This is a genomic window from Paractinoplanes maris, assembly GCF_023544465.1.
Taxonomy (GTDB): domain Bacteria; phylum Actinomycetota; class Actinomycetes; order Mycobacteriales; family Micromonosporaceae; genus Actinoplanes; species Actinoplanes maris.
In genome coordinates this window covers 54,602-75,207 of record NZ_JALPVL010000021.1, presented here as the reverse complement: position 1 = coordinate 75,207, position 20,606 = coordinate 54,602, and the positions used below count along the sequence as shown (strand labels likewise).

Here is a 20,606-nt window from a genome sequence, read left to right as displayed (position 1 = left end):
TGCCTGATACGGCTCCGGGAGCCGGCATTTCGTACCACTTCCGGCCCGGGGCCGTGACTCGGCGATGGGTAGCGGCATCCGCTTTCGCCGCTGCGGGACCCGTCGGAGGAATCTCGGTGTGTTGAACTGGACGGCATGCAGATGCGTCCCGCGGAACTGGCGGCGATCCGGGCCGGCGATGTCGACCTGGCCTTCCGCCGGTGGGAGCGGCCCCGGGTCAGGGTCGGCACCCGGATGCGGACCGCGGTCGGACTCGTCGAGATCACCTCGGTCGACCGTGTGCCGGTGAGCAAGCTGACCGCAACGGACGCCCGCCGGGCCGGGGCGACTTCATTGGCGGCGCTGCGGCAGGGGTTGGACCGCCTGCATGCCGACCGGCCGGTGTTTCGGATAGGGCTCCGGTACGCCGGCGCCGACCCGCGGCAGGCGTTACGGGAGGCGGTGCCCGACGCGGCCGAGATCGAGGCGCTCGGCGGGTGGCTCGACCGGCTCGACCGTGCCTCGCCGACCGGGCCGTGGACCCGGGCGACGCTGTTGCTGATCGACGAGCTGCCGGCCACCCGGGCACCCGACCTCGCCCAGCGGATGGGCCGCGACACCCCGTCGTTCAAACTGAACGTGCGCAAGCTGAAAGAGCGCGGCCTGACCGAGTCGCTGGACATCGGTTATCGGCTCTCGGCGCGCGGCGCCGCCATCCTGGAGCACGAAGGACATCCCCTCTCGGCCGGCGGCCGGTCGGCACCGGAACCTGGTATCCCCTTGCCGCACCTCGGCGCGGCCGCGACTCGTGCGCTCACCGCCCGCGGCGTGGTTCGGCTCGAGCAGGTGGCCGAGCTCAGTGCCGGCGAGGTGCAGGCACTACACGGAGTCGGGCCCTACGCCCTTCGCCATCTGCGTTCGGCGCTCGACGCGGCCGGGCTTGCTTTCCACGACGAACCGCCCGCCCGGCCGAGAGCCGATGCCGGAGGCCGGGCGACCGCACCTCTGGCCGCCGACACCTGACAAAGGCGCGTCGGAGGCAGCGCGGGAACTACGGCGTTAGCCTGCCTGTCATGGCAGATCGCGAGCTGGAGGAATTGGTCGTAGCCGACGCCGAGGCGCTGCGGGTGTGGTTGTCGGACAACCACGGCAGTTCGGCCGGAGTCTGGCTGGCACTGACCAGGAAGGGCGGGACCGTCACCACCCTGACCTGGCAGCAGGCAGTCGACGAGGCCCTGTGCGTCGGCTGGATCGACGGTCAGGCGCGCAAGGGAGACGAGTCGATGTCCTGGATCCGTCTGACGCCACGCCGGACCCGCAGCGCGTGGTCGCAGCGCAACGTCTCGCACATCGCCCGGCTGGAGGCCGAGGGGCGAATGCTGGCCGCGGGCCGGGCCGCCGTGGAATCGGCCAAGGCGGACGGGCGGTGGGCGGCTGCCTACGCCCCGCCCTCGGAGGCCGAGGTGCCCGCTGACCTCTCGACCGCGATCGCGGCCGACCCGGCCGCGCAGGCCATGTTCGACGTCCTCACCAAGGCCAACCGCTTCGCGCTGATCTATCGCCTGAACGCCGTCAAACGAGCGGAGACCCGGGAGCGGAAAATCAGGGAGTTCGTCGCGATGCTCGCCCGTCACGAGTCGTTCTATCCGCAGAAGGCCAAGCCTGAAGCTGGATCGCAGTAGACCTCGCGGTGCTGCGCCGGCCGGGCGTCACGGGTATTCGAGTTATCGGATGTGCCGACCTGCTCGTCCAGCACTATGGTGTTGTGTTCGTTCTTCGCCCTCCCCTGTGGCAGCGGGTCATGCTCCCGATCGGGTTGGTTGCTCTGGCTGTGTCGCTGATCGGCGCCGGCGTCGATCGGGGTGGCTGGCTGTTGACGGCGGCTGTGCCGGTCGCATCCGTGGCGATGGCGGGCGCCGGGCGAAGCTGGGCGTTGCGGGTCGAGGCGCAACCGCACGGAATCGTGGTGGTCAACTGGTTCCGGGTGATTCGGCTGTGGTGGCCGGACATCGCCCGGTGCGGCACTGACGACGAGGGTCTGTGGGTGCGACGGGCAGACGGCTCCGAGGTCCGGGTTGCGGCGTTCCAGTACGGCAGTCGCGCGTTGACGTTCGCTCGCCGACCATCCGCCGCCGCGGCAGCGGAGCTCGAACGGCTGCGGAAGAGATATCAGTGACGACGCTGGTGCGATGAATCGGCGCCCGCGGTCGTATCGTCGTGACGATGTTTGACGGGTGGTGGCACGTGCTGCCGGATGACGAGCGGCCGCAATGGGCGTTGGAGCCGTTCGTGGCGGTGGGGCCGCTGCGCTTCGGCATGAGTCCGGACGACGTGGTGGACGCGATGGCGGCCGTCACGGCTGAGGTGGCGACACCTCAACGTCAGTGGCAGGCGCAGGCTTACCCGGCGTTCGGCGTGCAACTCTTCCATCGGGATGAGGAGCTGGCCGGCGTCGTGGTCGATGCCCTGTGCGGGCCGCAGGTGTCGGTGGCCGGCACGGCGCTGGTCGGCCGGGTGCCGTCGGTCCTGGAGCAGTGGCTGATCGATCGAGCCGAGACCCGGCCACCCGGGACCGAGCTCACCTACGTGAGTGCGGGCGTGCCCGCCTCGGAGTCGCTGGGCGTGACGATCAACGTGCAACGCGACGGGGACCGCCTCCTGACGCGGCCGATGTTCTATCCGGCCGAGGCGCTGGACGATCTCCCCCAGTGGCTGCCCGGGCATGTCTGGGCGATCCACGACTGACACGTCCCTCAGCTGAGCCGCCAGTCCTGGGTCTGCCCGGCTTCGCCAGGGTGGGTGCTCAGCCGGAAGCGGGTCAGTTCGGCGCTCTCCTTCACCTCGAAGACGATCTCGCGGGTGACCCACGACTTCGCGTCGAGCCGGGTGGCCGGGTAGAGCTGGCGTGCCTCGGTCATCTCGACATCGCGGGCGTACGTGTTGCCGGCCTTGTCGACGAGCCAGGAGTACTTCTCGATGTCGGTCATGAACGGGACGTCGCCGGTGTTCTCGACCTGCACGCTGATCAAGATGTGCCGGTAGCCGAGCCGGGGCTCGAGCTCCGGGCCGGACGGGTTCTGCGGGTCGAAGCGTGGTGCCGGGTTCACGATCCGCACCACCCTGAGCTCCATCCGCTCGCCGGAGTCGCCCGGCATGATCACGCTGCCGTCGGGCGGCAGCACCCCGCCGACCGGGACCGGTGCGGGCGGGCTGGTCGGTGGTGGGGTCGTCAGCGGGGTCCAGGTGGGCTGGGTCGGCGTCAGGCCGTACGGAAGAAGGTCGTAGTCCGGCAGCGGGATCGACAATTCCGGGAGCGTGGCGCTCCGATCGGCGAATTCAGTGTCCCGCGGCCGATGAATGTGTATCGCGACCGCCGTGATGCCGAGCACGGCGACCACGAGGCAGGCCAGGACGACCAGAGGCCGGGGCCGCGGCGACGGCCCCGGTCGGCCGGCCGTCCTCGTCGGGGGCGGTCCGGCCGGCGCCTCCGAGCGAGGCTCAGTCGCCGGCCGTGCCGCGGTCGGCAGCTCTGGTGCCTCCGCCGTCTCGCGCCTGGCCGTAGCTCGCCCGTGCCGCACACCCCACGCGGCACCACCGGCCGCAGCCCCGGCCACCGCCGCCATCACTATCCACCGGGAGCGTTTTTTCACGGCCTCCTGCATCGGCACCCGAACCGCAACCTTGAGGCAATCGGGTCCTGACTAACGCCCGAAGCTCAGCCAAGGGTGCGCGATCATGTCATCGGGCCCCGCCGGGGGCAGGAGGGGTGGCGAGTTCCGTGATGGTGTTGCTCGACGAGCCGCGTGTGTTCCTTCAGTACGGGTCGGCCTCGCTGGTGTGCGGCCCCGGCACCGACGAGTTCGACCTCGACGCGCCGTGGGCCGACGAGAGCAACGGATTGTGTGGCGCTGGCGTGCCCGGCTACCTCCAGCTCCAGGTCGGCACGCACACCGGGTGGGTGCCATTCCGGCTCGAGCTGCACAAGACCGCACCGGCGCTCGACCCGGCCTGGGAGGAGGTCGTGGAGGTCTCCTTCACGGCGCTGTCGCCGGAGGCGTCGCTGACCGGGCTGATGGGCGAACCCCACGAGTTCACCATGCCTCCCGGCGACTACCGGGTCCGCTTCTGCATTCGCGGATTCGAGGAAGCCGACCAGGTCGAGGACACGCCGGATTCGTACCTGCTGCAGTTCTGGCCGGGCGCGCCGGCACCGGGCCGGATCGTCAAGCAGACCGGCGAGCGGGCGGCCTACTGGCACCGGGCGCGGCGCACGCTGACGAGCAGGAACAACAGGACGACGAGCGGGCCGCGGCCGACGAGCTGGATCGGCAGGCCCGCGAGCGGTGGGGCGACCGGGTGCCGAACGAGCGGCTGCGACGCACGGTGGAGTTCGGCGTCGGCCTCGCTTTGGACGCCCTGTCCCGGCTCGACATGGACCTCGAGTTCGCGCTGGCCGAGGCCGACGACCGGATTCACCGTCAGGTGACCGCGTGGGCGGCGTTGCGGTGCCTGGAGGAAGCCGGCCTGATCGGGCTGCCGCAGCTCGCCCCGGCCGTCGCCGCGCTTCGCCGGGACCAGCCGGCTCCGCCGCCCTTCCACTACTCCGGCCATTGCTGGGGCGTGCTCGAACGGGCACAGCCACCCCGTACGAGTCTGCCGGTGCCGCCCGACGGCGAATACGAGCAGTCGCCCCAGGATTGGGCCATCACCACCCTGTTCCACTCGGCCGAGGATGACTCCCTGGTGGCCGTGCTGGAGGTGGTGGTCTGCCTGGCTTTCGTGCACGGCCGTGACGGCTACCGCCAGGCCTTCGCCGACCTGCGGAAGCAGTTCCCCCAGCTGCGATGAACCGCTGATGTGCCCGGCCGCGGCGACGCCGGGCATGAGGCGGTGAATCCCCTACCTCGGGGGGAGAGGGAGGCGGGCGGCGAGGAACTTCGGCGCCATCTCGCGGTAGCTGTCGGTCAGCAGCTCGGCGATCTCGGTCCAGTCGGTGTGGTCGCCCAGGAAGGCACCGGCGACGTTGGCGCCCCAGCCGGCGCGGAAGAACGGGAAGCCGCCAGCGGTCAGGCCGAGCAGATCGTCGGCCGGCACGCGAAACGTCATCAGGGTCGGCGGCTCGCCGGTGACCAGATGCCGGGGGTAGGCCAAGGCACGGTCGGGGTCGGCCAGGTAGACATGGGCGACGGTCCGCTGACGGATCCGCCAGCGGACGCCGATCCACGCCGGTTCCTCATGGGTCTGCGGCAGATCGCGGCAGATCGCTCGCAACCGGTCGAGGATCTCCGGCGGCACGTCACCCGGAGCGGACATGGGCCGACGATACGGCTGCGATGGGGGGCGCGGTCAAGCCGTACGACGGAAATCGGTGACGTCCGGGAGCCGGCGGAAACCGGCTGAGACGTACGCTGCCACGCCCCCGGCATTGCCGCTCGGGGTACACACCGTCGCGCTGGACGACCCCATTTCGCGCAGTGCGGCCGCCGCGGCCACGGAGATGGCGCGGCCGTGACCGCGGCCACGGTGGTCCCGGTGCACGCCCAGCGGTTCGAGCAGACCCGGCCGCCCCTTCCCGGCCGACCACACCGTCACCGAGGCGACCGCGTTGCCGTCGCTGTCATAACCGACCAGGCACCGGGCCTGGCTATACGGCGGGGCGGCGGCCATCGCATGCCAGCGCTCCAGGCTGAACGTCGAATTCGGGAAGGCCGCCTGCTGCACCGCGACACGATCCTCGACGATCCGGTCCCGAACGGTGTCGGCGTCGATGGTCTCGATGCTGAGCCCGCAGTCCTCCACCGGCTCGAGCAACTCGCGCGACAACGGCGTCCACGACTCGTCGGCCACCCAGCCGCTGCGGCTCAGGAGTTCGCGGAAAGCCGCGCCGGAACGGGCCTCGACCGCTCGGACACCGCCGACGGGATCCGACAGATCGGCCAGGAGCTGAGCGGCGAACGGGGCATCGTCGTCGACGCTCGGCGCGAGGGCCATCCGGATCAGCCCGGAGTCGTCGTCCACCATGCCGACGGCCAGGATCTGCCCGTCGCGCTCCCACACCCGCAGGGCGCCGGCCAGTTCCTGCGCCCCCAGGCTCGCATTCCACCCGAGGTCACCGGGATGCAGCTGGACCGGCCCGCCGGTCTGCGGCCAGGTCGCCACCGCTTCGACGATCTCGCTCAACGCGTCCGGCGTCGCCCGCCGCATCGTGATTGACATCCACCAACTTCATCACAACGCGACGGCGACGCAATCGATTTACCTCACCAGCCCATCGTCCCGGGGCCACCCTTGAACGGACCGGTGATGTCCGCGGTGATCCAGCCGCCGTAGAAGTCGCCCTCCTGCGCCTGGACCACTTCGCCGGCGACCCGGCATTCGTCGACCCGGCTCGGATAGAAGGCGACGGCTCCGGCCAGTTCCGCGTACGCCGGGGTGGGCTCCGCGTAGGACCAGCCCGCCTGGTGCACGCGCTCCTCGCCGACAACGACGTCCCAGTAGTCCGCGACGCCCTTGAACTCACAGTACGACCGGCCGGTGCCGGGCTGCAGCACACCGTCGGCGATGTCGTCGCGGGGCACGTAGTAGACCGGCGGGTGTGAGGTCTCCAGAACCCGCCAGCACCGGTCGCTGTCGACGATCGTCTGCCCGGCCTGCACGATCGTCACCCGGGAGGTGGTGCGCTCCAACCGCGGCGGGCGTGGGTAATCCCAGACTGACTCCATGGACCCAGCTTGCCTCAGGCCGGTCCGGAGGGCGCCGGGCCGGTCGACGATGATCGCGGTGCGGTCCGTCACCGGCCGGAAGCCGGGTACGCCGAAAGTGGTCGCCGCGGCCGCACAACGTCGCTCCGGACGTACCGTTGATCATGGCGTGAAGCTTCTCCTGGCCGCCTTGCTGGCCCTGCCCGTCGCCGCGCCGGCGGCCACCCCGACCTGGGCTCAGGAGGGCTACGGCCCGGGCCGCAACTACTACAATCCCGATGAGCCGGTCATCAACGCCACCACCGTGGGCCGGCTCGAGCAGCGCTGGGCGGTCAGCACGCCGGTCCGGCCCGGCACCTGCACGTTGCCGGGCCCGCCGCTGGCCGCCGCCGGCCGGCTGGTCGCCACCGATCCGACCGGTGTCACCGCGCGGGGCGCCACCACCGGTAAACGGTTGTGGCACTGGAGCTTCCCCGTGCGAAGCCCCGGCCGGCAGGAGCACTTCGGGCAGCTGGCGCTGGCCGGCGACCGGGCGATCGCGCTGACCAACCCGTGCGATCCCACGCCGGGTGCCGGCAAAGCCGCCTACCTGACCGCGATCGACACGTCCACCGGCGCCCAGCGCTGGCGGGTCACGATGAACCAGTTCACCACCATCATGGTGATCGACCGAGGTGTCGCCGTGGTGGGCAACTGGGGCGGCTTCGGCCACGACCCGGCCACAACCACGGGGTACCGGGTCAGCGACGGCGTCAAGCTGTGGCAGGTCAGCGGTTACCGCCTCGACCGCGGGGTGGCGGCCGGTGGCCGGGTGCTGCTCACCAGCACCGACGACCGGACGGCGCGGGCCGTGTCGAGCACCACCGGGAAGCTGCTCTGGCGTACGGAAAAGCCTTGGAAACCGCTGGCCGCCGCCCCCGACGGCTCCCAGTTCCTGGTCAGCACCGACGGCGACGGCGTCACCTCGGTCGACGCGGCCACCGGCAAGGTGCGGTGGAGCACCCGGCACGACGGCCCGGTGGCCCACGACGGCCGGCACGTGTTCCTGCCCTACCACCGCGGCGTCGAGACGTTCGACGCCGTCACGGGCCGCCTGATCCGCGTCACCCCGCTGGCCGGTCGCGGAGGACAGCCCGTGCGGGCCGGCGGGCTGCTCTACCTGACGGTCGACGACCGGCCGCCGGCCGTCCTCGACGCGGGAACCGGCCGGACCGTGGCGACCTCCCCGGACATGGCCGACCTTGGTCAGCCGCCGGTCATCGTCGACGGCTGGCTCTACACGACCGACGGCGAGACCTTACGCGGCTACACGATCCGGTAGGGCGCGGCGCTCACCTGCTATGCGGGAAGCTGAGCCGCGGTCGCGCGCTCGACGTCGCGGGCCAGGGCGCGCAGCGTGGCCGCGAACCCGACCCGGCCGGCGACCGAGAGCAGCGGCCGCACGAAGCGGGTGAGCCGGCGCGGTGAGACAGTCACGTCCTCATACCAGACCACGCGGCTGCGCCCGTCGGGCAGCGGCGTCACCGTGAACCAGGCCCGGCCGTGCACGACACGGCCCGACTTGACCACCTCACACCGCCCGAGCCGGGCGCCGGGGGAATCACCCTCCGGCGGCTGCCAGGAGACCACGGTCATCGGATCGTCGAAGGCCAGCGGGCCCACACCGGTGCGGGCCACGAACTCGGCGCCGACGCCCTCGGGCCGCCCGGCCACGGTCCGGACCGCGGTCAGCGGCGCCCAGTCACCGTGCCGGGGCCAGTCGACCAGGGTGGCCCACACCGCGGAGGCGGGCGCACGGACCTCTTGGACGACGGTGAAGCTGGCCATGGCGAACTCCCGGGCTGGGGCAGGGACGGCACCTCGACTGTACCGGCGAGATCTCAACTGCTCAGGGCAGCCGCCGATAGGGGTTCCCGCGTTCGATGGCCGGACACGGAGAAGAGGACGGGATGACCGCTGGTGGCGAGGGCGAGGAGGAACGGCGGCCTTTGCTGGGGTCGGTCTTCGACCGGATCCCGGAGGGCCTGACCGAGACGGCGAGCGAACGCCGGGAGCGGCTCCTGTCCGACACCCGGCTGGTCGCGCTACGCGTCGCCGGCACACTCATCGGGCTGAGCTATCAGCGTATGCGCGAGCTACGCATGTACCGTGCCCGCGCGGAGCGGGTCCTCGTGAACCCCGAGGCGGACGAGCAGGAGCGGGCCGAGGCCGCGACGTACCTCGCGTCAGCGTTCCCGGATCCGGTGAGCGACGCGGAGCATCTGGGCGCGGGACAGGTCTGGAAGCGCGGTGAGATCTATCGGTGGGCTTGCGCGACCGGACGCGTCGATCCGGTGTGGTACGAACCGCAGCGGCCCGCTTCGCCCGGTCGCAAGCCCGGCGGCTCGCCGGCTGTGCGGTATCACCGGCGCGGCTTCACCGAAGAACTGGCGAGGCTCGGCACTGTGCCGGTCAGCGCTGACCGCCGTACCGAAGTGCAAGCCGCTCTTGACCGGACGATCGCCGGCTTGACCGCCCAGGGGCGCCGGACCACCGAGGCGCGGGACCTGGCGGTGCGCTCGGTCGCGCTCGAGTGCGACGTGGACGAGCGTGTCGTGCGGAAGGTGTTGCTGCTGGGCCTCGTCGAGAGCCGGTAACGTCGGTCGCATGGTGACGTGGCGGCATGTCGTCCCGGAGGACTTCGCGCTGCTGGCGCGGTGGCTGGCGGCGCCGCATGTGGCTCGGTGGTGGAACCACGAGACGTCGGCCGAGGCGGTCGAGCGCGACTTCGGGCCGTCCGCGCGCCGTGAGGAGCCCAACGAGGACCTCCTGGCCCTGCTCGACGGTGCACCGTTCGGGCTGCTGCAACGCTCGTTCCTGCACGACTATCCCGAGTATCTGGACGAGCTGACGCCGATCGTCACGGTGCCGCCGCGCGCGATGACCATCGACTATCTGATCGGCGACGCGACCGCCACCGGGCGTGGCCTCGGGACCGTGATGATCCGCTCGGCGCTCGAGCATCTGTGGGCCGAGCACGCCGATGCCGCATGTGTGATCGTGGCGGTCCACGCCGGCAACATCGCCTCGTGGCGGGCCCTGGAACGAGCCGGTCTGACCCGGGTCGCCGAGGGCGAGCTGGAGCCCGACAACCCGGTCGACGACCGGCGCCACGTCATCTACCGGCTGGACCGGCCCGGACCCGAGCTGCCGGGCTCGGGCGGGGATCCCGACTAGGGTGAGAGCGCGGGGTCGCCGGACTCCCAGGGCGACGACGAGGATGGCGATGACCACGACCGACGACGACATCACTCTCGACGCCGCGGTGGATCCGCTGGTCCTGGCGCTGGACATCGGGTCCACGGCGACCCGGGGCGGCGTGCATGATGCGTCCGGGCGGCGGGTGCACGGCCTGCAGCACAAGGTGCCGCACGCCTTCACGGTCGCGCCCGACGGCACCTCGGTCATCGACCCCGACCAGGTGGTCGCGGAGGTCGAAGAGGTTCTCGACGCGGTGACCAAGGACCCACGGCTGGGGATCCGGATCGGCGGCGTCGCGATGGACACCTTCGCCGCCTCGCTGATCGCGGTCGACCGGGTCGGTCGTGCCCTCACCCCCTGCCTGACCTACGCCGACTCGCGCAGCGCGGCCGCGGTCACGGCGTTGCGCGATGAGCTCGACGAGCACGCGGTGCAGCAGCGCACCGGCACCCGCCTGCACACGAGCTACCACGCCCCGCGCCTGCGCTGGCTCGCCCAGGCGCAACCGCGCGTCGTGGCCGAGGCCGCTGCCTGGTGGTCGCTGGGCGAATACGTCTGGGCCCGGCTGCTCGGCCAGCCGCTGGCCGGCACGTCGACGGTGGCGTGGACCGGCCTGCTCGACCGTCGCACCGGCGAGCTCGACCCCGAGCTGCTCGCCGCCGCGGGCGTCGGGCCCGATCAGTTCTGCCCGCCGCTGGACATGACCGACCCGGCACCGTCGGCGAGCCTGCCCCGCTGGCCCGCCCTGGCCGCGGCCGCGTGGTTCCCGGTCATCACCGACGGCTTCGCCAGCAACATCGGGTCCGGGGCGCTCGACGCCACGGTGCTCACCGCGGCCACTGCCACCAGCGGCGCGCTGCGGGTGCTGCTCGACGGCCCGGCCGATCCCCTGCCGTTCGGCCTGTGGAACTACCGGGTCGACGCGCGGCGCACGCTGCTGGGCGGGGCGATCAACGATGTCGGTCGCGCCGTCAGCTGGGCGCAGAGCACGTTGCGGCTGAGCCCTTCGCTCGCGGCCGTCCTCGCCGCGCCGCCGAGTGAGGCCACGCCGCTGGTGCTGCCCTATCTGACCGGGGAACGCGCGCCGGGCTGGGTCGGCGGGGCGCGGGCGGTGTTCGGCGGGGTGTCCACGGCCACGGACGCCGACGCCCTGTTCCGCGGGATCATCGAGGGCGTGGCCATGACGTACGCCCGGGTCGCCGACGAACTGCACCCGGCCGCCCCACAGGTGCTGGAGGTCGCGGCGGCCGGCCGGGTCAGCAACGATCAGCCCGAGTGGCTCCAGGTGCTGGCCGACGTGCTCGGGCGACCGGTCACCCACGTGACCCGGCGGCGAGCCACCCAGCGCGGCACGGCGCTGCTCGCCCTCGACGTGCTGGCCCCCGATGTCCCGCGGGCACCCCGCGCCGTCGGCGCGACCTATGAACCCCGTCCGTCCCACGTCGAGCACTACGCGGGACGGCGCGCTCGATTCGCCGAGGTCTACGACGCACTCCTGCGCGGTTGAGAGGCCGACACGACCAGCCGGAGGTCGGCCTCCCTCAGGTGCTCGGGGGATTTTTTGGGCGCCAGGGCCCGCAGTGCGGACACGTCGATCGGGCCGGTGACGGTGACCAGAGCGGTCCGGCCGAGATCGACGAAGTCCATGAAAATTCCGTCGTAGTACTCGATGACGGCGACGGTCAGCCCGGCGGCGATGGACAGATCGATGGTGGCGGAACGCAGCTCCACTGTCTCTCCCAGCCGCACCGTCCCGGCAACGCAGCGCACCATGCAGGTGAGCGACCCGTACGTGACCTGGACGATCTCAGCGAGCTGCAGCTGAGGCGCTTCGTCCATGGCCGGCCCCCCATCCGTCATCCGAGGTGTACGACGCGGCTTCGCCCCTGTGCGGCGAGAACGTTGTGACGTCACGTTCAACGCCGGGAATCGCGGCAGCAGCGTGCGTACGACCCTGCCGGTTCGCTCTCGGCAGCGCAAGAATGGCATTCTTGCCAGACTGATCCGCTCGACGGATCGGCGTGGTGGGGTCTCAAGCGATCGCACCCGCGGCTGTCCACGCTTCGGCATCGCGGAGGCGGTCGGGACAAGTCCGATCGCCTCAACCGCGTGATCTCGTCCCGGGGTGGATCGTCGGATGGCCCCTCACGGGCCCCGGACTTCTACGCGCTCGGCTGGGTGGTGCTCGTCGCGGTGGCTGGGCGGCCGCAGGGCGATCGGGGCCTGGCCCCCGGGCTCCTGCGGCTCGCGGTCAGCGGCCCTCTCGGGCACGGCGGCGCGCGGGCGCTGCTGGACGGCGGCCTGGCCGAGGGGACCGGACCGCAGGAGGGCGCCGGTGACGATCGCACCGATACCGAAGATGACTGCCGCGGCGACGAAGACCGAGGTGTACGAATGCACGATCGCTCCGGGCAGGTCCCGTGCGTGGAGGGTCAGATAGTCGCGGCTCGCGCCGGCGGCGATCGTGCTCAGCAGCGCCGTGCCGATCGAGGCGCCGGTCTGTGCGGACACGGCGGTCAGGGCCGAAGCGCTGCCGGCGTCCGAAGCCGGCACACCGCCGGTCGCGGTGTTCTGACCCGGCGCGAAAGCCAGGCCGAGCCCGACACCCAGGATGAGCAGACCGGGCAGGACGCCGGTGGCGTAGCGGCTGCCGACGTCGAGGCGGGCCAGGACGAGCAGGCCGGCGGCGGCGATCACCAGGCCGGAGGACATCAGCGGCCGGGGACCGAAGCGGATCACCAGGCGGGCGCCGAGCAGCGTCGTGGTCAGGACCAGGATGACGATCATGGGGACGAACGCCAGACCGGTGCGGACCGGGCTGAGGTGCAGACTCTGCTCCAGGTAGAAGGTCAGGAACAGGAACACCGCGAACAGGCCCGCGTTGGCCAGGGCCAGCCCCGCGTAGGCCCCGGCCCGGTTGCGGTCGGCCAGCACCCGCAGCGGCAGCAACGGGGCTGCCACCCGCGACTCGATCAGAACGAACGCGGCCAGCGCGGCCGCGCCACCGATCAACGAGGTCAGCGTGAGGCCGTCGGTCCAGCCCGCGGACTCAGCCCGGCCGAGACCGTAGACGACGCCGACCAGGCCGGCCACGACGGCGACCATGCCCGCCGGATCCATCCGGGTCGAGGTGCGCTCCCCGGACCGCCGGGGAATCAGCGGTATCGCGGCGGCGACCGCGGCGAAGGCCAACGGCAGATTGACGTAGAGGCACCACCGCCACGAGAAGTACTCGGTGAGGAAGCCGCCGAGCAGCAGCCCGAGGGCTCCACCGGCTCCGGCCACCGCCCCGAACACGGCGAACGCCAGGGCTCGTGGTCGTCCCGCGGTGAAGGTGGTGCTCAGCAGGGACAGCACGGCCGGCGCCAGCAGCGCGCCGAAGGCGCCTTGGACCCCGCGCGCGGCGGTCAGCACGCCGAAACTGGGGGCGGTCCCACCCACGGCCGATGCGACGGCGAAGCCGATCAAGCCGATGATCAGTGCGGTCCGCCGGCCGAGGAGATCGGTGAGCCGACCGGCCGGCAGCAGCAGGCTGCCGAAGACCAGGGAGTACGTGGTGACGATCCACTGCCGGTCGGCGTCGCTGAACCGCAGCGCCTCCTGGGCGCTGGGCAGCGCGATGTTCACGACCGTGGCGTCCAGGACGATCATGAACTGGGCCAGGACGAGAACGCCGAGAATGGCCCAGGAACCGCGCGCGGTGATTTTGTCGGTCATGACAGCAACGGTTCACCTCAGGGTCCCCGCCCGGCCTGAGCCGAATGACGTCGCCGCTGTGATCAGGCGCTCATCGGACCTTCCACCGCGTCGGACGGAGCCGGCGGGCTGATTACCGGTCCGGCCGTCGGGGTAGAGCTTGGTCGTGATCAGCGCCGAGGGGCAGAAAGCCAGGTCCATCCTGTCCAGCCCGTGGGTCTCCGCGCTGTGCGGCTTGATCGCGGCGGTGCAGATCTGGGCGCTTGTCGACAACGTCATCGATCAGGAATGGTTTCTGGTCGCCTGCTTCGGCGTGACGTCGCTGGCTTTCACGGTTCAGACCGTCGTCCTGCTGTGGCTCCGCCGCCGAGCGCGCCGGGAAGCGGCGAACCCGACGTCCGCGGCTTGATCTCACAGGCGGTCGGTCACAGTCCGGCGGCTGGACCAGGAAACGTCCCCTTGCTGACACGCGGGTATCGATTTCGGTCTCTGTGCGGTCATCATCGGAGCATGTTCTTCCGACGGGGAAATGATGTTTCCAGTCCGTTCGCGACGCTGCGGGAGCCGGACCCGGACGCCGAGATCTGGCAGACCTACCGATCGGGGGCGGATGCCTCGGTGCGGGGGCGGCTCCCCGAGTTCCGGGGGCTGTTCCGCGATCACGGGTTCCGGCTGATCTCGCTGAGCGACCCGCTCTGCGCGGCGGCGGTGGGCGCCTCGCTCTGCGCTCCGTTCGTCTCGATCACCGACCTGATGGGCCTGCCCCGGGAGATCGTGCTGGACTCGGTGGTCGAGATGGGGACGGCCGAGGCGCGGGCGGCGCTGCTGGCCCTCGCCGTGGCCGGCGACGGGCAGCTCGAGACTCTCGCCGGCCTGGCCGCGGCGAGGATGGGGCACGCCGGCGAGCCGCCCTGGGTGGCGCAGGCCCGCTCGCCGCTGAAGATCACTTCGGTTGACCGGCTGCTCGACCGGGACAACGACCAGATCATCGCGCTGGTCATCGCGGTCGGCCAGGGCCGCCACCGCGCGTGTTTTTTCGTGCGCTTCCACCCCCGCTCGCTGCTCACGGCGAACATCCTCTATCTGCCGGAGACCCACCGGGGCACCCTGCTGATGCAGCTCTCCTCCGGGCTGGCGCCGGCGGCTCCCTACCGGTTCACCCGGCGGCTGACGGCCAAGGACGACCGGGACAGCATGATCACGCTGGTCGGGTCCATGCTGGAGGAGAACGAGCTGAACCTGCGGATGGGGTCGAGCTACCCGCCGTACCCGCCGGACCTGCAGCACCTTTCCCGCATCGGTGACGTCACCGTCGTGCCGGCGTTGCTGGTCCTGCTGCGGAAGTTCCTGCTCAGCGCGTACGGGATCAAGGCCTGGACCGACGTCGACGACCGCACGCCCGTCTGGATCTGAGAAGACATAGCTCGGTGTCAGTACAGTGGCGCTGTGTCGCTGCGCTATTACATCTACATCAGTGATTCCAAAGTCGAGATGATGCTGCCGCAGATCGATCCCGGTTTCGGCCGCGCCAGCGAGTCCGAGGTCGGTTTCGACCTCAAGCTGGCCAGCGCTAAACGCAAGGTGGGCGTGACCTCCAACCGGGTGTCGCGCCTGGAGAGGGTCGTGCGCTATCTCGACGACTTCGCCGATGTGGGCACGGTCGACGAGCCGGGGCAGTATTTCCGCGGCCGGATGCTGATGCGCTGGGGCCCGGTCATGTCGTCGCTGGTCTATTTCGGCGGCGCGACCGAGCGTACGGTCGTCGGGCTCGGCGGCGCCGCCGGGCACCTGCAGGGCGAGAAGCCGCCGGCCGACCCGTTCGCGCCGTCGTCGCTGCCCGGCATCGTCGAGGGGCTGCGCGGCGTGCTGGCAGCCGATGGGGAGACCGGGCAGCCGCAAGCCCTGGCGGCCGCCCATCTGGCTCAGCGGCAGCTGCGCGGCACCGAGCAGAGCCTCGAGTTCGTGGCCAAGCGACTCGCGTACGGCCCGAGCCCTTATCCGGAACTCGATGCCCACGAGGGCATGCACGTGCTGGTCGGCACCCCGATCTTCGTGGCGCTGGGCGACTGAGCATGCCGTGGGCGACCGGCGAGATCGTTCTCGGGCAGTACGAGGTTCTCGGTGACTCGCAGGCCGGCGGGATGGGCGTCGTGCACCGGGTCCGCCACCTCGGCTGGGAGGTCGACCTGGCGGTGAAGACGCCGCGCGGGTCCGCCTCGTTCGCGCTGTTCGAGGCCGAGGCCGGCACGTGGATCGGGCTCGGCCTGCACCCGCACACGGTCAACTGTGTCTACGTCCGCACGATCGACGGCATCCCGCGGGTCTTCGCCGAGTGGGTCGACGGCGGCAGCCTGGCCGAGGCGATCCGCGACAAGCGCCTCGACGCGGCCGGGAAGCTCGACATCGCCGTCCAGACCGCCTGGGGCATCGCGCACGCGCACGACAGCGGCCTCGTGCACCAGGACATGAAGCCGGCCAACGTGATGCTCGAGCCCGACGGCACGGCCAAGGTCACCGATTTCGGGCTGGCCGTCGCCGCACACGAGGGCACCTTCGGCGGGGGCACCCCAGCCTACTGGTCGCCCGAGCAGGCGGCCGCGGCGGCCGGGGACCGCGGCGTGCGGCTGACCACCGCCACCGACGTGTGGTCGTGGGCGATCACCGTGGCCGAGATGTTCGCCGGGCGGCGGATCACCCGGTTCGGTCAGGCCGCGGCGGAGGCTCTGGAGACCGTACGCCCGGACCTGCCACCCGCGGTGGCCGACCTGCTCGCCGACTGCTTCGCCGAGCGCCCCGACGGCTTCGGCGACCTGGTGACCCGGCTGTCCACGCTGTACGCCGAGCTGACCGGCGAGCCGTATCCGCGGCCGGTCCCCCGCCCGGCGCTGCTGCGCTCGGACGGCCTGTCCAACCAGGCCCTGTCCCTGCTCGACCTGGGCCGCGTCGAGGACGCCGAGAACCTGTGGCGGAACGCGGTTTCGGCCGACCCCCACCACCTGCCCTCGGTCTACAACTTCGGGCTGCACCGCTGGCGCAGCGGCAAGATCACCGGCGAGCAGGTCGTCTCGGCGCTCGAGGCGGCCCGGGCGGCCGGCGGTGACCCCGAGCCCGGCCGCGGAGCCCTGCTGCTGGGCAGCGTCGAGCTCGAGCGGCACGAGGACGAGCGGGCCGGCGAGTTGCTGCGCGAGGCCGCCGCCGCCGATCCGGCCTCGGCCGAGGCGGTGGCCGCCTTGCGGGAACGGGCGAGCCGCTCCCCCGGGATCAGCGCCGAGACGCTCACCCGCCAAGTCTGCGCGGTGGCCATGGGGCCGGACGGCGAGCACGTGCTGTTCGGCACTCGCGGCGGCGGGTTGCATCACTGGACGCCGGCCGGCGGCGGCCAGCCGCGGGTCCTGGCCGAGGGAGCCGAGGTCACCGCCATCGCGGTGGACGGGACCGGCCGGCTCAGCGCTGTCCTGCGCGAGGACGGCTCCATCACGGTGTGGGACATGGCCGGCGGTGTGCCGCGCGGCTGGAAGCGCAACGCCCTCGCCGCGACGGCCGTGGCGGTCAGCGGCGACGGCCGGTACGTCGCGGCCGGGCACCGCGACGGCCTGATCCAGGTCTGGGAGACCGATACGACCCGCGACCCGGTCGTCCTGACCGGCCACACCGGCCGGGTCACCTCGCTGGCCCTGAGCCGGACCGGCGCCCGGGTGCTGTCCGCGTCCTTCGGCGGCAACATCACCCGGGAGGAGGGTGACGGCACGGTCCGGCACTGGGCGGTCACCACCGGCACGTGTTCCGCCGTCTGGACCGGGCCGCGGCGGGGCACCCTGGCCTCCGGCGCCCCGTGGATCCATTTCCGGGGTGACAAGGTCGTGGTGACGCCGGACGCCCGGTATGCGGTGGCCGCCTGGCAGGACGGGCCACTCGTGCTGTGGGACGCCCGCCGCGACACCGTGGTGAGCGAGGCGACCCACCGGCTGCGGTACGAGATCGTCCTGGCCCTGTCCCCGGACGCCGCCGGCCTGCTGGCCGCCGGGCCCTCGCTGTCGGCCCAGATCATCGACCCGCGCGACGGGCGCATCCTGCGCACCCTCGACGACGACCTGCCGGAGCTGATCTTCGGGGTGGAGGCCGGCGCGATCAGCCCCGACGGCCGCGCGGTGGCGCTCGGCGGCACCTATCAGCTCGCGCTCCGGCCGATGCCGGGCTCCGGCTACGAGGCGCCCTGGTGTTACGCGCGCCCGCGCCCGGTCCCGGAGCTGCACCGGGCCCAGGACTCGTTCGACGACCTGCTCGCGCGGGCCCGCGCCCTGTTCGACGGCGAGCGGTTCGCCGAGGCCGCCGCGATGCTGCGGACCGCCGGTGACGTGCCCGGCCACAACCGGAACCCCGTGCTGCTGACCGCTTGGCGCTCGCTGCTCCCGCACGGCCGCCGGGCCGGCCTGATCGCCGCCTGGGAGCTCTATCACCTGGACGGGCAGCGGCTGTTCACCCAGCCGCCGGCCATCGCGTTGCGCCGCGACGGGCTGGCCCTGGCCACCGGGCGATGGACCGGTCACGTGGACCTGTGGGACTTCCCCGTCGCCCGGCTGGCGGGCACCTTCCAGCACGGCCCGGGCAAGGCCCGGGAGATCCGGTGGGCCCTGGGCGGAAACCTGCTCGTGCTGCTCACCTGGGGTGGCATCCTGCAGCTGCTCGACATCCGCGACGGCCGCACCGAGATCATCGAGGGCGAGGGCGGTCCGATCACCGCGTTCGACCTGGATCAGTCCGGCGAACGGATCCTCTACGGCGAGGAGTCCGGGGTGATGCGGCTGCGCGGGCTGGCCACCGGGGTGAAGCTGTTCTCGATCCGGGCCGGCGACAACCCGATCGCGGCCGTGGCGCTCAGCCCCGACGCGGTGCGCCAGGTGAGCCTGGACAAGCAGGGCGACGTCCGGATGTGGCGGCCGAACACCCGCAAGCCGGACTGGAAGGCGCGGGTGCCGCTGTGGCAGGACGCCCGGCTCTCTTTCACACCGGACAACCGGATCGTGCTGCTCTCCGAGCACATGGAGCTGACCGGGCTCGACGCGGCCCGCGGCAAGAAGCGCTACCGGTTCCGCAGCCATCGGCCGTCCATGACCGGCCACACCGACGTGGCGTTCAGCCTCGACCGGCAGCTGGCGGCCACGCCCGACACCTCCAAGCTGATCGTGTGGGAGACCGGCACGGGCAAGGTCCGGCACGAGCTGGCCCTGCCGGAGGACCCGGACGTCTTCGCGCTCGGCCCCGACGCGACGTTCGCCGTGGTGGCCGGGGCGACCGACACCGTCGGGATCTGGGACCTGGCCACCGGGCGCTGCCTGCGGACGCTGGAGGGGCACCGGACGGGCCTGCACGCGGTGCAGGTCAACGACGACGGCACCATGATGGTCACTGTGGACATCGGTGGCGGCCTGCGGGCCTGGGAGCTGGCCTGGGAAGCCGACGTTGGCTGATCTCGTGCTCGTGGCCGGCGGGGTGGAGCACGCCTTCACCGGTGACGCGGAGGTGCTGCTCGGTCGTGATCCTGGGTGCGACGTACGGGTCGGCGACGACCGCCGGGTGTCGCGCCGCCACTGCCGGGTGCTGATCCGGCCGCCGCGCGTGGTGGTCCGCGACCTCGGGAGCCACAACGGGACGTACGTCAACGGGGTCCTGATCGACGGCGAGCGCGAGCTGGGCGACGGCGATGAGCTGTGGCTGGGCGACGCGGTCGTGCGCGTGGTGATCCGCCCGGTCACGCACAACGGCCTGACCGTGCTGAGTGAGCTGGGCAGCGGCGCGCAGGGCGTGGTGCACCTGGCCCGCGAGCCCGACGGCCGGCTGGTCGCGGTGAAGACCCTGGCCGTTCCGGGGGCGAGTGAGGTGTTCCGCCGCGAGCTCGACTGCACCGCGGCGCTGCGCCATCCCCACATCGTGCGCTTCCACCGCAGCCTGGCCGAGCCGCTGGGCTTCGTGGCCGAATACTGCCCCGGCGGCAGCATCGCCGGCCACGGGCCGTTCGCTGTCGAGCAGGCCGTGGCCCTCACCCGTCAGGCGGCGGCCGCGTTGCGGTACGCGCACAGCGCCGAGATCCCGGTCGTGCACGCCGACGGCACCACCGCCACCGGGCGCGGGCTGGTGCACCGCGACATCAAACCGCAGAACCTGTTGCTCACGGCCGACGGCCGGCTCAAGGTGGCCGACTTCGGCCTGGCCAAGGCCTTCGACCAGGCCGGGCTGAGCGGCCGTACGCCGACCGGGGCGATCGCCGGCAGCGTCGCCTTCATGCCCCGCCGGCAGCTGATCGACTACAAGTACGCCCGGCCCGACGTGGACGTGTGGGCCCTGACCGCCTGCCTGTACTGGATGCTCACCGGCTTCCCGCCGCGCGACTTCCGCCCGGGCGCCGACCCGGTCGCCGTCGTCCTGCGCGAGCCGCCCATCCCGATCGGCCGGCGGCTGCCGTCACTACCGGCGCCGCTGGCGTCGGTCATCGACGACCTGCTGAACGAGAGCGCCGCCTCGGCTGCCGACCTCGACGACGCTCTGGCCCCCTTCTGATCAGGCTGTGGTCGTGACCGTCGCCGCGGCTGCGTCGGCCTGGGCGGCCCGACGACGGCGGCGGATCGGCCAGCTCACCGCGCCGATGAGCACCAGGGCGCCACCCAGGGAGCCCCAGATGTAGGGCGCGGACCGCTGGTTGTCCTTGGTCTCGTCGAACGTCCGGTCGGAGGAACCGGTCGTGTCGGTGACCTTGCGGCAGACGTCACCCTGCTCCATCGTGGAGCCGCCGCACGTCGGTGCGCTGTCCCAGTCGTAGGCGAAGACACCACCGAGGATGGCCAGCCCGATGAGGATCCCCACGAGCGGGCGCCGGAAGGGCAGAGCGATCAGGTGAAAGAGCAGTCCCACAAATTCCCTCGCTTGACTTGCGCACCACGCTGGAGGCGGTGAGTCCCGAGACGGTATCGCATGCCCGCCGCCCGCCGCAGGCCC

The 20,606-nt window shown here is 71.9% G+C and carries 23 protein-coding genes; 15 read left to right on the top strand and 8 right to left on the bottom strand.

From position 1 onward, the window contains the following. Nucleotides 1-135: 135 nt before the first annotated feature. From NAG42_RS43390 to NAG42_RS43375, 4 genes are all read left to right on the top strand, one after another. Entirely contained in the window at nucleotides 136-1,002 is an 867-nt protein-coding gene (locus tag NAG42_RS43390) for a hypothetical protein (protein ID WP_250038394.1), read from the top strand. 50 nt (nucleotides 1,003-1,052) lie between these two features. Next, a complete protein-coding gene (locus NAG42_RS43385) occupies nucleotides 1,053-1,661 on the top strand; it encodes a YdeI/OmpD-associated family protein (protein ID WP_250038393.1) in 609 nt (202 codons plus the stop codon). Nucleotides 1,662-1,780: 119 nt separating this feature from the next. Next, on the top strand, nucleotides 1,781-2,155 hold the full coding sequence (locus NAG42_RS43380) for a PH domain-containing protein (RefSeq protein WP_250038392.1): 375 nt from the start codon (nucleotides 1,781-1,783) through the stop codon (nucleotides 2,153-2,155). Between the two features lie 47 nt (nucleotides 2,156-2,202). Continuing rightward, entirely contained in the window at nucleotides 2,203-2,724 is a 522-nt protein-coding gene (locus NAG42_RS43375) for a hypothetical protein (RefSeq protein WP_250038391.1), read from the top strand. Nucleotides 2,725-2,732: 8 nt separating this feature from the next. Here the strand turns inward: NAG42_RS43375 and NAG42_RS43370 are convergent, their stop codons facing one another. Then, a complete protein-coding gene (locus NAG42_RS43370; RefSeq protein WP_250038390.1) occupies nucleotides 2,733-3,284 on the bottom strand; it encodes a DUF4352 domain-containing protein in 552 nt (183 codons plus the stop codon). Nucleotides 3,285-3,760: 476 nt separating this feature from the next. On the opposite strand from NAG42_RS43370, the gene NAG42_RS43365 reads away from it, so the two are divergent. Both NAG42_RS43365 and NAG42_RS43360 read left to right on the top strand, forming a co-directional pair. Further along, nucleotides 3,761-4,465, top strand: a complete 705-nt coding sequence (locus tag NAG42_RS43365; protein WP_250038389.1) for a hypothetical protein — start codon at nucleotides 3,761-3,763, stop codon at nucleotides 4,463-4,465. Further along, on the top strand, nucleotides 4,411-4,827 hold the full coding sequence (locus tag NAG42_RS43360) for a hypothetical protein (protein ID WP_250038388.1): 417 nt from the start codon (nucleotides 4,411-4,413) through the stop codon (nucleotides 4,825-4,827). Before NAG42_RS43365 ends, NAG42_RS43360 begins: the two co-directional genes overlap by 55 nt. A gap of 51 nt (nucleotides 4,828-4,878) precedes the next feature. Here the strand turns inward: NAG42_RS43360 and NAG42_RS43355 are convergent, their stop codons facing one another. Genes NAG42_RS43355 through NAG42_RS43345 form a run of 3 tightly spaced genes read right to left on the bottom strand, consistent with a single transcriptional unit; the run spans nucleotide 4,879 to nucleotide 6,701 of the window. Further along, on the bottom strand, nucleotides 4,879-5,292 hold the full coding sequence (locus NAG42_RS43355) for an MmcQ/YjbR family DNA-binding protein (RefSeq protein WP_250038387.1): 414 nt from the start codon (nucleotides 5,290-5,292) through the stop codon (nucleotides 4,879-4,881). Nucleotides 5,293-5,325: 33 nt separating this feature from the next. Then, nucleotides 5,326-6,195 (bottom strand): GNAT family N-acetyltransferase, encoded by an 870-nt coding sequence (locus tag NAG42_RS43350; protein WP_250038386.1) that lies wholly within the window; start codon nucleotides 6,193-6,195, stop codon nucleotides 5,326-5,328. A 44-nt stretch (nucleotides 6,196-6,239) separates the two neighbouring features. Then, the gene (locus NAG42_RS43345; protein WP_250038385.1) at nucleotides 6,240-6,701 is read right to left on the bottom strand and encodes a DUF427 domain-containing protein; all 462 of its coding nucleotides are present in this window, start codon (nucleotides 6,699-6,701) and stop codon (nucleotides 6,240-6,242) included. A 148-nt stretch (nucleotides 6,702-6,849) separates the two neighbouring features. On the opposite strand from NAG42_RS43345, the gene NAG42_RS43340 reads away from it, so the two are divergent. Continuing rightward, nucleotides 6,850-8,001, top strand: a complete 1,152-nt coding sequence (locus NAG42_RS43340) for an outer membrane protein assembly factor BamB family protein (RefSeq protein WP_250038384.1) — start codon at nucleotides 6,850-6,852, stop codon at nucleotides 7,999-8,001. Nucleotides 8,002-8,018: 17 nt separating this feature from the next. Here NAG42_RS43340 and NAG42_RS43335 read toward each other — a convergent pair whose 3' ends face one another. Continuing rightward, nucleotides 8,019-8,507 (bottom strand): SRPBCC family protein, encoded by a 489-nt coding sequence (locus NAG42_RS43335; RefSeq protein ID WP_250038383.1) that lies wholly within the window; start codon nucleotides 8,505-8,507, stop codon nucleotides 8,019-8,021. Between the two features lie 122 nt (nucleotides 8,508-8,629). Here NAG42_RS43335 and NAG42_RS43330 point away from each other — a divergent pair, with 122 nt between their 5' ends. Genes NAG42_RS43330 through NAG42_RS43320 form a run of 3 tightly spaced genes read left to right on the top strand, consistent with a single transcriptional unit; the run spans nucleotide 8,630 to nucleotide 11,427 of the window. Then, entirely contained in the window at nucleotides 8,630-9,316 is a 687-nt protein-coding gene (locus NAG42_RS43330; RefSeq protein ID WP_250038382.1) for a hypothetical protein, read from the top strand. Nucleotides 9,317-9,326: 10 nt separating this feature from the next. Then, a complete protein-coding gene (locus NAG42_RS43325) occupies nucleotides 9,327-9,896 on the top strand; it encodes a GNAT family N-acetyltransferase (protein WP_250038381.1) in 570 nt (189 codons plus the stop codon). Nucleotides 9,897-9,945: 49 nt separating this feature from the next. Continuing rightward, nucleotides 9,946-11,427, top strand: a complete 1,482-nt coding sequence (locus NAG42_RS43320; protein WP_250038380.1) for a gluconokinase — start codon at nucleotides 9,946-9,948, stop codon at nucleotides 11,425-11,427. Here NAG42_RS43320 and NAG42_RS43315 read toward each other — a convergent pair. Together NAG42_RS43315 and NAG42_RS43310 are read right to left on the bottom strand one after the other, a co-directional pair. Then, nucleotides 11,403-11,759 (bottom strand): hypothetical protein, encoded by a 357-nt coding sequence (locus NAG42_RS43315; protein WP_250038379.1) that lies wholly within the window; start codon nucleotides 11,757-11,759, stop codon nucleotides 11,403-11,405. The two genes, NAG42_RS43320 and NAG42_RS43315, sit on opposite strands and share 25 nt — an antisense overlap. Before the next feature lie 306 nt (nucleotides 11,760-12,065). Continuing rightward, entirely contained in the window at nucleotides 12,066-13,637 is a 1,572-nt protein-coding gene (locus NAG42_RS43310) for an MFS transporter (RefSeq protein ID WP_250038378.1), read from the bottom strand. Between the two features lie 145 nt (nucleotides 13,638-13,782). Here NAG42_RS43310 and NAG42_RS43305 point away from each other — a divergent pair, with 145 nt between their 5' ends. From NAG42_RS43305 to NAG42_RS43285, 5 genes are all read left to right on the top strand, one after another. Beyond that, a complete protein-coding gene (locus tag NAG42_RS43305; protein ID WP_250038377.1) occupies nucleotides 13,783-14,025 on the top strand; it encodes a hypothetical protein in 243 nt (80 codons plus the stop codon). A gap of 101 nt (nucleotides 14,026-14,126) precedes the next feature. Further along, nucleotides 14,127-15,029, top strand: coding sequence for a hypothetical protein (locus NAG42_RS43300; RefSeq protein ID WP_250038376.1), 903 nt, complete (start codon nucleotides 14,127-14,129; stop codon nucleotides 15,027-15,029). A gap of 33 nt (nucleotides 15,030-15,062) precedes the next feature. Further along, nucleotides 15,063-15,686: a DUF7019 family protein gene (locus tag NAG42_RS43295; RefSeq protein WP_250038375.1), complete on the top strand. Its 624-nt coding sequence runs from the start codon at nucleotides 15,063-15,065 to the stop codon at nucleotides 15,684-15,686. Between the two features lie 2 nt (nucleotides 15,687-15,688). Then, nucleotides 15,689-19,084 (top strand): serine/threonine-protein kinase, encoded by a 3,396-nt coding sequence (locus tag NAG42_RS43290; RefSeq protein WP_250038374.1) that lies wholly within the window; start codon nucleotides 15,689-15,691, stop codon nucleotides 19,082-19,084. Beyond that, nucleotides 19,077-20,171 (top strand): protein kinase domain-containing protein, encoded by a 1,095-nt coding sequence (locus NAG42_RS43285; protein ID WP_250038373.1) that lies wholly within the window; start codon nucleotides 19,077-19,079, stop codon nucleotides 20,169-20,171. Before NAG42_RS43290 ends, NAG42_RS43285 begins: the two co-directional genes overlap by 8 nt. Here NAG42_RS43285 and NAG42_RS43280 read toward each other — a convergent pair whose 3' ends face one another. After that, entirely contained in the window at nucleotides 20,172-20,522 is a 351-nt protein-coding gene (locus NAG42_RS43280; protein WP_250038372.1) for a hypothetical protein, read from the bottom strand. Nucleotides 20,523-20,606: the final 84 nt, after the last annotated feature.